The organism is Methylobacterium sp. Leaf112 (assembly GCF_001423295.1).
Classification (GTDB): Bacteria; Pseudomonadota; Alphaproteobacteria; order Rhizobiales; family Beijerinckiaceae; genus Methylobacterium.
Map to the genome: position 1 here is coordinate 77,695 of NZ_LMNG01000023.1, position 13,944 is coordinate 91,638.

The window sequence follows — 13,944 nt, forward strand, 5'->3', positions numbered from 1 at the left end:
GCGCTGAACCGAAGCGCCGGCGCCTCAAGGCCCGCTTGCTAACCATCCCAAGCCCGCGTGTCGACCGCTTGAATCGAGGTGCCGTTCGCCTCCCTGAAACAGCAGCGGGACCGGCCGGCACGACTCGACCGATCCCGCTCCATGTCTCGACGGCTCAGGCTTTGACCAACGGTACTTTCGGCACGGTGCGAACGTTTCCGGAGCCCCCGTTGCCGGACCCGTCGTCCTTCTTCCGCGGGGAGACCTTGGCCCGCGTACGCTTGTGCTTCTTGACCGCGTTGGTCACGTCTTTTTCGGGCTTCGGGGTCACCGGACCGGCTGGGAACTCGAAGCCGACGGCCTGCTTCTCACCCTCCTCAGGCGTCTTCACCACCACCCGTACGGCACCGCCGTCCTTGAGGCGTCCGAACAGCACCTCGTCGGCGAGCGGCGTCTTGATGGTGGACTGGATCAGGCGCGCCATGGGGCGGGCACCCATGGCATCGTCGTAGCCGTGCTCCACCAGCCACTCGCGCGCCTCGTCGGACAGTTCGATGGTCACGTTGCGGTCGGCGAGCTGCGCCTCGAGCTGGAGGACGAACTTGTCCACCACCTTGGCGACGACCTCCTTCGGCAGGTGACCGAACGAGATGATCGCGTCGAGACGGTTGCGGAATTCCGGCGCGAACAGCTTGTTGATCGCCTCGACATCGTCGCCCGTGCGCTTGGTCTGGGTGAATCCGTAGGCCGACTTCGCCAGATCGGAGGCGCCCGCATTCGTGGTCATGATGATGATCACGTTGCGGAAATCGACCTGCTTGCCGTTGTGATCGGTGAGCTTGCCGTGGTCCATCACCTGCAACAGGATGTTGAACAGGTCTGGATGGGCCTTCTCGATCTCGTCGAGCAGCAGCACGCAGTGGGGGTGCTGGTCGATGCCGTCGGTCAGCAGGCCGCCCTGGTCGAAGCCGACATAACCCGGGGGCGCGCCGATGAGGCGGCTCACCGTATGACGCTCCATGTATTCCGACATATCGAAACGCAGCATCTCGACGCCCAGGGAGGCCGCGAGCTGCTTGGCCGCCTCGGTCTTGCCCACACCCGTGGGGCCGGCGAAGAGGTACGAGCCGATGGGCTTGTCGGGATCGCGCAGGCCGGCGCGGGCCAGCTTGATCGCCGAGGTCAAGGCCTCGATGGCGCTGGGCTGGCCGTAGACGACGCGCTTGAGGCTGTCGGTGAGGTTCTTCAGCACCACCGCGTCGTCCTTCGACACGGTCTTGGGCGGGATGCGCGCCATGGTGGCGATGGTGGCTTCGATCTCCTTGACACCGATGGTCCGCTTGCGGCGCGCCTCCGGCACCAGCATCTGCGAGGCGCCGGTCTCGTCGATGACGTCGATGGCTTTGTCGGGCAACTTACGATCGTTGATGTAGCGCGCCGAGAGTTCCACGGCCGCCTTCACCGCCTCGGTGGTGTACTTTAGCTTATGGAATTCCTCGAAGTACGGCTTCAGCCCCTTCACGATCTCGATGGCGTCCGGGATCGACGGCTCGTTGACGTCGATCTTCTGGAACCGGCGCACGAGGGCGCGGTCCTTCTCGAAGTACTGGCGGTACTCCTTGTAGGTGGTCGAGCCGATGCAGCGGAGCGAGCCGTTGGCCAGTGCTGGCTTCAGGAGGTTCGAGGCATCCATGGCCCCGCCCGAAGTGGCGCCGGCGCCGATCACCGTGTGGATCTCGTCGATGAACAGCACCGCGTTGGGGTGCGCCTCGATCTCCTTCATCACCTGCTTGAGGCGCTCCTCGAAGTCGCCGCGATAGCGGGTGCCGGCGAGCAGCGTGCCCATGTCGAGGGAGAACACCGTGGCGTCGATGAGGACTTCCGGCACCTCCTTGTGGATGATCTTGCGCGCCAGCCCCTCGGCGATCGCGGTCTTGCCGACGCCGGGATCGCCCACCAGCAGGGGGTTGTTCTTCTGACGCCGGCACAGAATCTGGATCGTGCGTTGCACCTCGGTCTCACGGCCGATGAGCGGATCGATCCGGCCGTCGCGGGCCTTCTTGTTGAGGTTGATGCAGTACGCCTCGAGGGCATCACCCTTCTTCTTCGGACGGGCGTCGTTGTCCTCTCCGCTCGGGCGTTCGGCTGCGGATTCCTCTTCGGCACCCCGTACGGGCTTCGGCTCAGACGACCCGGGCCTCTTGGCGATCCCATGGCTGATGTAGTTGACCGCGTCGTAGCGGGTCATGTCCTGCTCCTGCAGGAAATAGGCGGCATGGCTCTCGCGCTCGGCGAAGATCGCCACGAGCACGTTGGCCCCCGTCACTTCCTCGCGGCCCGAGGACTGCACGTGGATCACCGCGCGTTGGATCACGCGCTGGAAGCCCGCCGTGGGCTTGGCGTCCTGGCGTCCATCGCCGATGAGGTTGGCGAGTTCGGTGTCGACGTACTCGACGAGGCTACGCTTGAGCGTGTCGACCTCGACGTTGCAGGCCCGCATGACTGCCGCGGCGTCCTGATCGTCCACAAGGGCGAGGAGGAGGTGCTCCAGCGTCGCGTATTCGTGCCGCCGCTCACCGGCGAGCGCCAGGGCGCGGTGGAGAGCTTGTTCAAGGCTGCGAGAGAAGCTGGGCAAAGCGTGGCCTCTGTGTGGGGGTGCCTATTTCTTTTCCATAACGCACTGGAGAGGATGTTGGTGTTTGCGGGCGAAGTCCATCACCTGCGTCACCTTGGTCTCGGCGACCTCATAGGTAAATATGCCGCATTCGCCGACACCATTCTGGTGTACGTGCATCATGATTTGGTAGGCGTCTTCCTGAGATTTGTTGAAGAACTTTTCGACGACGTGCACGACGAACTCCATCGGCGTGTAATCGTCGTTGAGCAGCAGAACGCGATACAGACTCGGGCGCTTCGTCTTCGGCTTGGTTCGCGTGATGATCGCCGTGCCGGACCGGCCGTCATCGCCGTTACCCGGATCGTCGGGATTCGAGGCCGCCCTTGGCTCGGGTCGGAGCGGCGCATCGCGTGCGTTGCGATAATCCTCGCGCCGTTGCGTCATGGCTATGCCCTGCTTCAGGACGTCGGACATCTGAATCGCATCGACCCCATGAGGCGGCACGGCACCGTCGAGACACCCCGTCTCGCGAGCCGTGCGGGTGGTGAACACAATCTATAGGGCGATGGGCGACTTCGCCAGTCGGCTGCGCGCACTTGTCCGCCGGCCGACCCCGGCTCGGGGACGAGGCAAGCGAAAAAAAGCCCCACGCGTCTGTGACGCGCGGGGCCGATGGAACGATGGGTCCGGGAGGACGATCAGATGGTGGCGGGCAGCTTTGCACTGGAGCCCTGGGGCTTCATCGTACCGGCGAGGCCGGAATAAAGGTCGCGCATGACTTGGGTCTGGGTCATCAGGCGCTCGTACGAGCCCTTGAGGTAGGCGGCCTGGATTTCGAAGACGGCCTGCGGGGTGCGCGCGGCGGCGAGCTTCTTCATGGTGGCACTGCCCTCTGCAAGGGACTGGCGGGCATAATCCGCCCACTCGATGCTGGCGCTTTGGTTCGCCTTGGCCACGGCCGTGAAGCCTTTGATCGCGGTGCCCAAGCCAGCCTTGTCGTCGGCGCCAGCCTTGAAGAGGGCGGAGGTCTTTTCGAACGCTTGCGTCATCATGTTCATCGTCTGGCACTGCCCTGGCGGGCATCCCCTTGGCATCGACATCGGTCTGCCGCGGACAGCGGCCCGCCCGGCGCGGACCGCCGGCTCCGCTTATTTGTGCGATGCAATATAGAACGTCAAGGGTTATGATGCATCGCAATATAACTGGCAAAATCCAGCGCACCTCATTAACCCGGCCGTAACTGCATCCACCTAGCCTGATTGACAGATGTTGCGGGGTAACGGCGGCGCAGATGCCTCCCCGCCCCGATGTTGCGGTGCAAGCCGGCCCCGTGCCGTGCCTGTCGAGGCAGTGAGTCGTGATGCGTAGCGTTCCCAACCACGCGATGGCCGACCCCGCGCGAGCCCCGCGTCCGGGCCTGAAGCGATCCCTGCCCGCGTTGCTCGCGGCGGCGGCGGTCCTGGCCACGATGGCCTCCCCCGCAGAAGCCAAGCGGCGCGCCCATCATCGTGGCGGCGGCGGCTATAGCCCGCCTTACGCGGCGATGGTCGTCGACGTGAAGACGGGCAAGACCCTGCACGCGGTCAACGAAGATTCCCTGCGTCACCCGGCGTCCATCACCAAGGTGATGACCCTCTATATGCTCTTCGAGCAACTCGAGCGCGGTCGCTACACCCTCGAGTCGCCCCTCACCATCTCATCCTTCGCCGCGTCGCAATCACCGTCGAAGCTCGGCCTGCGTCCCGGTTCGACCATCTCCGTCGAAGACGCGATCAAGGCCATCGTGACGAAATCGGCCAACGATGTGGCCTGCGCCATCGGTGAAAACATCGCCGGGTCCGAGCCGCGCTTCGCCGAGATGATGACCGCGAAGGCGAAGGCTCTCGGCATGGGCCGGACCAATTACGCCAACGCGTCGGGCCTGCCGGATTCCGATCAGATCACCACGGCCCGCGACCTTACGGTGCTCGCCCGTGCCATCCAGGATCGCTTCCCCCGCTACTACCGCTATTTCCAGACCCGCTCCTTCGCGTTCCGTGGTCGCGTGATCGGCAACCACAATCGTCTCCTCGGCAATGTCCAGGGCGTCGACGGGATCAAGACCGGGTACACGCGCGATTCCGGCTTCAACCTCATGACGGCTGCCCGGCTCGACGACCGCCAGATCGTCGCCATCGTCCTCGGCGGCAAGTCCGGGGCGAGCCGCGACAAGATCATGGCTGATCTCGTGCGAGCCAACCTTCCCCGCGCTTATGCGGGCAACCGCCAGACCCCGGCCACGATCGAGGTCGCCGAGCGCGCGCGCCCTGCCGTGGTGGCCGACGGCGCTTCGCGCACGCGCACGCAGATGGCATCGGCGGACGACGAGGATGTCGAGACGACCGCCTCGACGGCGCAACCCCTCGACATTTCCCCGAGCCGGGCAACCACCACTCCGGGTAGCGCCGGCGTCAAGGGACGCCTGCCGGCCAACGCCCAGGCCTACGCCCCGACGGCACCGGGTTCTCCGTTTCCGATGGGCGTGAAGAGCCCGGCGCGGCTCGCCTCCGTCGACGGTCCGCGCACGGAATCCGCGCCCAAGACCGTCTCGGGCGCCAAAGTGACCCCCACCGCCTGGGTGATCCAGCTCGGTGCCATGGACGACGAGGACAAGGCGAAATCCATGCTCGCCGAGGCGCGCAGCCGTGCCGGCGGCTCCCTGTCCCGAGCTGCGCCCTACACGGTGAAGGTCGAGCACGGCGGCGCCACCCTTTACCGCGCGCGCTTCTCGGGGTTCTCCGAGCAGGATGCGGCCCAGGATGCCTGCAACACCCTGAAGCGCAGCGGTTTCAGCTGCTTCGCCACCCGAAGCTGATCCATCCGCGGATTCGCCGATCCCGTCCGGATCGGCGCTCGACCCGAACCGTCCCTCGCGGCGGCGCGGGGCCGGCTCGTCATGCCGGCAGACACGTCCCTACGATCCCTCTGGCACGCGCGTGGAGTATCAGCGATGTCGGTTCGTCAGCCTGTCTCGGGCCGCGTTGACGCGCGCCGCCTGCTCGGCCGTCCCCCCCTGGTCGGGATGGAGCCGCTTCATCAGCGTTCGGTGAGCCGTGCGGACGTCCTCCAGGGACGCCCCGCGCTCAAGCCCCAGGACCTCATAGGCCTGCTCCTGCGTCATCGCCCCTGGGTCCGCCGGACGGCGCGACCGCGGGTCGGCGTCAGCCTCAGCGTGTTCACGCCGGCCGGCGTGCCGGCGGTCGAGATCCGCCTGTAGAGGAAGCTTGCCGCGGACCCGCCGCGACAGCGCGCTCCACCGGTGGCGCAGGCCGGCGTCACCCTCGAGGAGCCAGAGACCCGCGACGACGAGGATCATCCCGAGCTCAGGCCGGCCCCGGACCAGGACCAGTCCGGCCGCAGCCAGGGCCGCGTACCCCCCGATCCGCCGCAGGAGCCGCGTCGTGGCGGCGGGCGAACGGCGCAGGGCGTTTCGGCCGAGCCACCACATCAGCAAGAGGCCGAAGCCCGCGAGCAGCAGGGTCATCGGGCGCTTCCGTACTCGGCGCCAACGCGGCCCCCGACACGCAGACGCACGCCCCCGACATCGCGAAACCCATCCCCATCGCGCGGCCTGGCCGTCGGCAGGGTCGAACAGCCCGGCCGGTCCGGCAGGCGCACGCCCTCCGGCGCATCCTGCGGACAGGGCAGCCGCGCCGCGCGCGGTCGTGCCCCCTCCCCCGCCTGTGCGCTGGAGTTCAACAGAATCAGTGTGAGGATCGCCAGAAGGCGAGGGTCAGGACGCATCGGCCGCTCTCGTGATCTTCGACCTTAGACCATTCGCGCGTCCAAAGGACATGAAGGGCGGCGTCACCTGTCAGCGTCGCGCTTCGGCGACATCCGTCGTGGTGACACGGACGCGCCGAGGACGGCCGTCGCGCTCGACCGTGAGATCCATGGTGGCGTCGATGCCTGCGGCCGCCATGGCGGCGGTGAGGTCGGCCAGGCGATGGATCGGCCTATCCCCGGCCGCCACGATGACGTCGCCGATGGCGCCCGTCTGTGGATCGACGCCGCGCAGGCCGGCTTGCGCCGCCGGCGACCCCCGGATCACCCGTACCACCACGACCCCGTCGATTCCCAGGCGGGCGGTGACCGATTCCTGTCCGGCGATGATGCCGATACCTGGATTGCGCGTGCGCCCGTTCCGGATGAGTTCGGGCACGACGCGGTTGACCACGTCCACCGGGATGGCGAAGCCGATGCCGGCGCTGGCCCCGGACGGCGAGAAGATCGCCGTGTTGACGCCGATGAGGCGTCCGGCCGAATCGAGAAGGGGGCCGCCGGAATTGCCCGGATTGATCGCCGCATCCGTCTGAATCACGCCCGAAAGTTCACGGCCCTCGGCCGTCGGCAAGCGGCGCTGGAGTGCGCTGACGACGCCGGTGGTCAGGGTGTGGTCGAGGCCGAACGGATTGCCGATGGCATAGGTGGCTTGGCCGACCTTGAGGTCGGCGGAGGTGCCGATGGCGAGCGGCGGTGGGGGCGTGGTGCGGCCGAGTCGGAGTACGGCGAGGTCGTAGCTCGGCGCGGCCCCGACGATGCGAGCCGGCACCACCACCCCGGAGGAGAGCCGAACCGAGACGGAGCCGCCCCCCTGCGCCGCAGCGGCCACGACGTGGTTGTTGGTGACGATGTGCCCACCCGCATCCCAGACGAAGCCCGTGCCCGTTTGCGATCCGCTGCCCTCCTGCTCTCCGCCATCCTCGGACTCCGCGCCGAGGAGCGCGCGCCCCTGTGCCGCGGCCTGTGCGAAGACATGGACCACGGACGGGCTCGCTTGGGCGAAAAGCGCAACGGTGGCGGTCTCCGTCGATGCCAGATCCCCCCGAGCCGTGATGGCGCGTGGGGTTCGTGCCGCGAACAGGAAGGCCGTCACGTAGGGCTGCGCCACGAGGAGCGCGAGCAGGACGAGCGCCGCGCCCGCCGCCATTCGCACGAACCGGTCCGCCATCAACATCCTCTTCCAAAAAATGGGAAAACCCATTTGCTGCACTGCGGCATTAACCGCTCGGTGACGCCTCTAGGGTCAACTGATGCTCAAGCGCAGGGACGATCCGGGTGCGTTCGCACACCGTTCAATTCCAAGGCGACAGCTACAGCCTACCTATAGGGCAGACCCAGAGAAGACCCGTATCCCGACAAAGCGGTATCTCCAAAGCAGCATCGGACGCAGCGAGGCTCATACCGTCGGTCTGAGCCTGCGTCGAAACGGACGCAACCTTCAAGATTGCGCCCGAAAAGATCGCGAAGCCGCCCCAGAGATGCTGCCATTGCCGATCACTTTCCGCAGCGGCCGTTCAGGTTGCCCCCCTTACAAAGGGTGAGACCGAACAGCCGGCATCGCGGGGAGCAACCCTCTCGATCAAGGAACAGGACCCATGGAAACCGAAGCCCTCGAACGTCCCGCCGACCTGACCATCTGGCGGACTGCGCCGATCCCGGCTCCTCTCGCTCAGCCCGAGCGCTACGACACCCTGCGCGAGGCTATCAAGGCCGCCGCCGGCGCCCTCACCGATCCTGCCAAGCAGCCTTGGATCATCACCGAGGAAGGCGAAATCCTTTCCCCGAACTGGATTCGGACGTACCTCAACTGAGATGATCGGCGACGCTACCGGCCTTTGCATTGGCCGGCCTTCCCCGTGAGCCGACCGCCGGACTTCCCGCGGCCGGCTCACGAGGGTGACGAGCACATAAGACGCGATCATCAGACGGTCCCACGAGCCGAACTTCCCCCAAGGGTACCACTGCCCATCCGGCGTGCTGGTCGGGATAGCGCCAGACCCGTGCGATGTAGAAGCCGATGCTGGCATAGAAGAAGCCCGTGAAGGGCGGGACGCATGAGAAGCGTGGAACGCTGGCCTCCGGTTAGATCCAGGATCCGACCCTGGTCCTGAAGAGTTTCACGACGGTTCCGATCCCTTGATACGGGGCGATGACTTTCGCCTCCTCCCAGGTTTCCCTCCGCACTGCGAGCATCGCGATCCAGATCTTGACCACCGCCAGGGTGAGGGCATCGTAGCGGTGCAGCGAAGCGTCCGCCGAATCGAACAGGACGCTCGCGATAAGCGGCATCCAGATCGAGCCCCCGGAAGAGGCAGGCCCGGGCCTGCTTCATGCCGAACCTCAAACTCGGACACGCCTGCGACGAGGGGACTTTGTGCCTGCGCCCTAGCTCCCAGCCCTGCCTCGGTAGCGGTAAAATGGGTGAGCACTGGCCACAGCCGAGCGGCGCCGTGATCCAAATCGAAACTTGAATCGTGATCTCAGCGACATTTGCCGGTCTGGGCGGCCGCCGTATCGGACACAGGACGCTCATCGCGCGTGGCTAGTTCACACAGAAAAAAAGGCCGCTCCGAAGAGCGGCCCGAAGTCTAGGGAGGAAACGCCCAAGAAGGGCAACGGGAGCGCGACGCCATCGCGCTCCCGCAATGCACAAACTAGTGTGCGCCGCACAAAACGCAAGAGTTTTCGGAGGATTTGCTCAGCTTTTCGCTGAGGCCGTCCATCGCTCGCGAGCGGCGCGGGTGCCGGCTAAGCCTCAGCCAGCAGACGGGCGATCTCGGCCCGCAACGGACCGCCGAGGTCTTGGCGTTCCAAAGCGTAGGCGAGGTTGGCCGTGAGGAAACCGAGCTTCGAACCGGTGTCGTAGGTCCGACCCTCGTAGCGCATGCCGAAAAAGTCCTGCGACTGCGCCAGCTCGATCATCGCGTCGGTGAGTTGGATTTCGCCGCCAGCGCCCTTCCTGCCGTGGGACAGCACTTCGAAGATTTCCGGCTGAAGGATGTAGCGACCCGAGATGATGAAATTCGACGGGGCGGTGCCCTGCTTGGGCTTCTCGACCATACCGGTGATCTCGAAGGTCTGACCGAAGGTGTCGCCGACGCTGACGATGCCGTACTGGTGGGTCTCCTCGGGGGCGACCTCCTCGACGGCGATCACGTTGCCGCCGTGGCGTTCGTAGGCCGACAGCATCTGTTGCATGCAGCCGCGGCTGAGCATGTCCGGCAGGAGAACGGCGAAGGGCTCGTCGCCGACGATCTCGCGGGCGCACCATACGGCATGGCCCAGGCCGAGGGGTTCCTGCTGGCGGGTGAAGCTGGTCTGGCCAGCCGCGGGCAGATCGCGCTTCAGGTCGTCGTAGGCCGCCTGCTTTCCGCGCTCTAGGAGCATCCGGTCGAGTTCGAACGAGATGTCGAAATGGTCCTCGATCACCGCCTTGCCGCGCCCGGTGACGAAGATGAAATGCTCGATCCCGGCTTCGCGCGCCTCATCGACGACGTGTTGCACCACGGGGCGATCGACGACGGTGAGCATCTCCTTCGGCATCGCCTTGGTCGCGGGAAGGAATCGGGTCCCGAGGCCAGCGACGGGAAGAACGGCCTTGCGAATCGGTTTCATCGAGCGGGACCCGGTATCGAATGGGGTGGGACGAGCCTCGGAGGCGTCGCACGACAGCATCCCGAGACCGGTCTTACAGCGTGACCGTGAGACGGCATAACCGATGCGAAGGTTTTACGATATATCGGGTGTCCACGGTCCTGAGCAGGTTCGCATCGGCCAGCCAACGCCTCACCCGCTTAAGAGTTGGTGAACCGGAGGTTTTCGATGCAGACCCGGTGACCACTCTTGCGCAATCTGCTTGGGGATGTCGGCATGGCTGTTCTGGTGACGGGTGGGGCGGGCTATATCGGTAGCCACATGGTTCTGGCCCTGCTCGACGCAGGTCATGAGAGTGTCGTGGTGCTCGACGATCTCTCGACGGGCTTCGACTGGGCCCTGCCGCCGGAAGTGACCCTCGTCACCGGTGATATCGCCGATCAGACACTGGTGGCCGGCATCATCCGCGAACATGGCATCGACGCCTTGGCGCATTTCGCCGCGCGCATCGTCGTTCCGGATTCCGTCGCCGATCCCCTGGGCTACTACCTCGCCAACACGGTCAAAACCCGCGCCCTCATCGAGACGGCCGTGCGTGAAGGCGTCCGCCACGTCATCTTCTCGTCCACGGCAGCGGTCTACGGCGAGCCCGATATCGTACCCGTGCCGGAAGATCTCACGACCGCTCCGATCAATCCCTATGGGCGTTCCAAGCTCATGAGCGAGTGGATGATCGCCGACGCCGCGAGGGCGCACGGCTTCACCTACGTGATCCTGCGCTACTTCAACGTCGCGGGTGCGGACCCGCGCGGGCGCACCGGACAGTCGACCCCGAACGCGACCCATCTCATCAAGGTCGCGACGCAAGCCGCCCTCGGTCAGCGCAGCCACCTCGACGTCTACGGCACCGACTACCCGACGCCGGACGGATCCTGCCTGCGGGACTACATCCAGGTCTCGGACCTCGCCGAGGCGCACCGAGTCGCCCTCGACCACCTGCGCGGCGGCGGCGAGAGCCTGACCATGAATTGCGGCTACGGCCAGGGCTACTCCGTCCTCGACGTCATCGAGGTGGTCAAACGCGTGTCCGGCAAGGATTTCGAGGTTCGGCTGTGCCCGCGCCGTCCTGGCGACCCGGCGCGGATCATCGCCCAGGCGGACCGGATCCGGGGGTTAGGCTGGACGCCGCGCCATGCCAGCCTCGAAGGGATCGTCGGCCAGGCGCTCGCCTGGGAGGATGCCCTGACGAAGCGCAACCGCACGTGACGGGCCTTCGCCTCGCCGTCGTGCTCCTGCTCGCGGCCTGCGGTACCGCGAGGTCCGAGCCCACGAAGCCCACTTCGAAACTGCCCGCAGCGGAGAAGCCTCCGGCGCCAACGGATCTCCGTGCCTTCATCGAAGCACTGCGCCCCGACGCCCTCAGCCGCGGGGTCTCGCCCAGGACCTTTGCCGCGGCCTTCTCCGGCGTGACCACGGCGGACCCGGATGTCCTCGCACGCACCCGGCGCCAGGGCGAGTTCGCCCGTCCCGTCTGGGAGTATCTCGTCGGCGCGGTCTCTCCGGGCCGCATCGCACGTGGACAGGCACAGGCGGCGCGCCTCGCCCCCACCCTCGCGGCGATCGAGGCACGCTTCGGCGTACCGCGCTGGATCGTCCTGGCATTCTGGGGGGTCGAGTCCGATTTTGGCGCCAGCGCCGGCACGGTGCCGACGGTCCGGGCGCTCGCCACCCTGGCTCAGGCGGGATTCCGCGGCACCCTATTCCGTGATGAACTCCTGGCGGCGCTCGCGATCCTGGAACGCGGCGACATCGCGCCGTCCGGGATGAAAGGTTCCTGGGCCGGGGCGATGGGGCAGGTCCAGTTCCTGCCCTCGAGTTTCCTCGCCCATGCCGTCGATTTCGACGGCGACGGCCACCGAGACATCTGGGGCTCGCAGGCCGACGCCTTGGCCTCGATCGCGAACTACCTGAAGTCCCTCGGCTGGAATCCGGCCCTCTCCTGGGGTTATGCCGTCACCCTGCCGCCGGGCTTCGACCTGACGGCCTACCGAGCCGACCTGTCGGACTTTGCCCGGCGGGGCGTGCGCCGAACAGATAACGCGCCCCTGCCGTCCTCGGGAAACGCCAGCCTTTTCCTGCCCGGAGGCCTCGGGGGGCCGGTCTTCCTGATCACCGACAATTTCGAGGTGGTGCGGGCCTACAACACCTCCGACTCCTACGCCCTCGCCGTCGGCCACCTCGCCGACCGTCTCGCCGGGGGACCTTCCCTCGTCGCGCCATGGCCGAGCGACGCGGCCCGCCTCGACAAAGGCGGCCTCCAGGCCCTGCAGACGGGCCTGTCCGCCCGAAAGCTCTATGCCGGCGAGGCCGACGGCCGGGCCGGGCCGAAACTGCGCGAGGCGGTGCGCCGCTATCAGATCGAGCAAGGATTGCCGGCCGATGGTTACGCGACACCCGCGCTTCTCGAACACCTGAAGCACCGTCCCTGACGACGTTGCCCTTAGACCGAGGGCCCGTCCTCGGTTAGGATTAGGTCTACCGCACCGGCCCGTCCGGTTCTCGAGAAGGTTCGTCATGACGCTGCCGGCACCTCGCGCGGCTTGGTCCTCCCTCGTCGGCCTCGTCCTGCTCCTCGGTGCGGCCCCGCCCGCCGCTGCGCAATGGGGCGATTCCTACGACGCGCCTTCGCGAAGGGCGCGGGAGTATTACCGCGACGACGGCGGCTATGGCGCCCGGCAGTCGAACCGTCGTTACGCGCCGCCGCAGCAGGAAGCACCGCGCCAGTTCTATTGGCCGTGGGAGGACCGGCCCCAGCAGGCACAGCCGGCGCCGACGCCGACCATTCGCCCGACGCCGCGGCCGCGCACGCCCACCTATGCCGACGATCCTCGTGCGGTCCGGCGCAAGCCGCGCCCGGCGCCGGTCATCGCGCAGCCGAAGCCCACCGTGCCCAAGGCCGAGCCCGCCACCCGGATCGCGGTATTCGGGGATTCCCTGGCCGGCTCCCTCGGCACCGGACTCACCGATGTGTTCGAGGACAACACCGAGATCGGCATCGTCGACCGATCGCGCGCCGACAGTGGCCTGGTACGCAAGGATATCGTGGATTGGCCGAAGGCCGTCGAGGACACTCTCAAGTCCACTCCGAAGGTCGCGTATGCGCTGGTGATGGTCGGTGCGAACGACCGTCAACCGATCCGGGATGGCGACCAGACCATCGAGCCCCTGAGCGAACGTTGGCGCCAGATCTACGGGGAGCGCGTCGAAGCCCTGGTGAAGGTATTCTCCGACCACAAGATCCCGCTGATCTGGGTCGGAGTGCCGCCGATGCGCAGCGAATCCCTCACCAAGGATCTCGCTGAAATCAACGATATCGCCCGCGAGCGCGTTGCCAAAGCGGGTCAGACCTACGTCGATATCTGGCCGGGTTTCGTCGACGACCGCAACCGCTACGCCGCCACGGGGCCGGATCTCGACGGACAGGACGCGAAGCTGCGCGCTGGCGACGGCGTCCATTTCACCAAGGCCGGTGCGCGCAAACTCGCGCACTTCGCCGATGTCGAGTTGAAGCGGATGATGGGGACGAGCGCGACGCCGGCCGTCCCGGTCGCAACCGCTCCCGCTGTACCGGCCGAGGGTGAGACCCCTCGCCTCGACGATGCGGCGGCCATCGACCGCCAGATCACCGCCATGCTGCCGAGTCTCCCAGAGCCACCCGGCATCCCAGCCCTGCCGGTCAAACCGGCCGCCGGGCCGGTGATTCCGCTTGGAAGGGCTGAACTCGCGCCTGGAGGAACGCTTGTCAGCGGGCGGCCCCGCGACGCCGATCCATCCGGCAACGTCGAGCGGGCACTCCTACGGGGTGCCGCACCCGTGACGCAACCGGGGCGGGCAGACGACTTCCGCTGGCCGCCGGGCTGAACCGGCGACCC

General features: G+C 66.8%; 12 protein-coding genes. 5 read left to right on the top strand and 7 right to left on the bottom strand.

Going from position 1 to position 13,944, the window contains the following annotated elements; translation table 11 throughout:
* Positions 1-154: 154 nt before the first annotated feature.
* From clpA to ASF52_RS10770, 3 genes are all read right to left on the bottom strand, one after another.
* Complete coding sequence (clpA, locus tag ASF52_RS10760; RefSeq protein WP_056171639.1) at positions 155-2,614, bottom strand: ATP-dependent Clp protease ATP-binding subunit ClpA; 2,460 nt, start codon at positions 2,612-2,614, stop codon at positions 155-157.
* A 24-nt stretch (positions 2,615-2,638) separates the two neighbouring features.
* A complete protein-coding gene (clpS, locus tag ASF52_RS10765) occupies positions 2,639-3,040 on the bottom strand; it encodes an ATP-dependent Clp protease adapter ClpS (RefSeq protein WP_056172158.1) in 402 nt (133 codons plus the stop codon).
* Between the two features lie 254 nt (positions 3,041-3,294).
* Complete coding sequence (locus ASF52_RS10770) at positions 3,295-3,645, bottom strand: phasin family protein (protein WP_056172160.1); 351 nt, start codon at positions 3,643-3,645, stop codon at positions 3,295-3,297.
* Between the two features lie 335 nt (positions 3,646-3,980).
* On the opposite strand from ASF52_RS10770, the gene ASF52_RS10775 reads away from it, so the two are divergent.
* Positions 3,981-5,450 (top strand): D-alanyl-D-alanine carboxypeptidase, encoded by a 1,470-nt coding sequence (locus ASF52_RS10775; RefSeq protein WP_056171641.1) that lies wholly within the window; start codon positions 3,981-3,983, stop codon positions 5,448-5,450.
* A gap of 129 nt (positions 5,451-5,579) precedes the next feature.
* Here the strand turns inward: ASF52_RS10775 and ASF52_RS22030 are convergent, their stop codons facing one another.
* Entirely contained in the window at positions 5,580-6,119 is a 540-nt protein-coding gene (locus ASF52_RS22030) for a J domain-containing protein (protein WP_082478726.1), read from the bottom strand.
* 330 nt (positions 6,120-6,449) lie between these two features.
* On the bottom strand, positions 6,450-7,586 hold the full coding sequence (locus ASF52_RS10785; protein ID WP_056171643.1) for a S1C family serine protease: 1,137 nt from the start codon (positions 7,584-7,586) through the stop codon (positions 6,450-6,452).
* Positions 7,587-8,013: 427 nt separating this feature from the next.
* Between ASF52_RS10785 and ASF52_RS10790 the strand changes: the two genes are divergently transcribed.
* Positions 8,014-8,229: a hypothetical protein gene (locus ASF52_RS10790; RefSeq protein ID WP_056171645.1), complete on the top strand. Its 216-nt coding sequence runs from the start codon at positions 8,014-8,016 to the stop codon at positions 8,227-8,229.
* A 271-nt stretch (positions 8,230-8,500) separates the two neighbouring features.
* Here the strand turns inward: ASF52_RS10790 and ASF52_RS23610 are convergent, their stop codons facing one another.
* Both ASF52_RS23610 and galU read right to left on the bottom strand, forming a co-directional pair.
* Entirely contained in the window at positions 8,501-8,707 is a 207-nt protein-coding gene (locus tag ASF52_RS23610; RefSeq protein WP_056171647.1) for a DUF817 family protein, read from the bottom strand.
* Between the two features lie 459 nt (positions 8,708-9,166).
* A complete protein-coding gene (galU, locus tag ASF52_RS10800) occupies positions 9,167-10,033 on the bottom strand; it encodes a UTP--glucose-1-phosphate uridylyltransferase GalU (RefSeq protein WP_056171649.1) in 867 nt (288 codons plus the stop codon).
* A 255-nt stretch (positions 10,034-10,288) separates the two neighbouring features.
* Between galU and galE the strand changes: the two genes are divergently transcribed.
* The 3 genes from galE (at position 10,289) to ASF52_RS10815 (ending at position 13,933) form a co-directional block, all read left to right on the top strand.
* Positions 10,289-11,278, top strand: coding sequence for a UDP-glucose 4-epimerase GalE (gene galE, locus ASF52_RS10805; RefSeq protein ID WP_056171650.1), 990 nt, complete (start codon positions 10,289-10,291; stop codon positions 11,276-11,278).
* An 80-nt stretch (positions 11,279-11,358) separates the two neighbouring features.
* Positions 11,359-12,501 (top strand): lytic murein transglycosylase, encoded by a 1,143-nt coding sequence (locus ASF52_RS10810; RefSeq protein ID WP_056172162.1) that lies wholly within the window; start codon positions 11,359-11,361, stop codon positions 12,499-12,501.
* Between the two features lie 85 nt (positions 12,502-12,586).
* Complete coding sequence (locus ASF52_RS10815) at positions 12,587-13,933, top strand: SGNH/GDSL hydrolase family protein (protein WP_056171652.1); 1,347 nt, start codon at positions 12,587-12,589, stop codon at positions 13,931-13,933.
* The last annotated feature ends 11 nt before the right edge of the window (positions 13,934-13,944 follow it).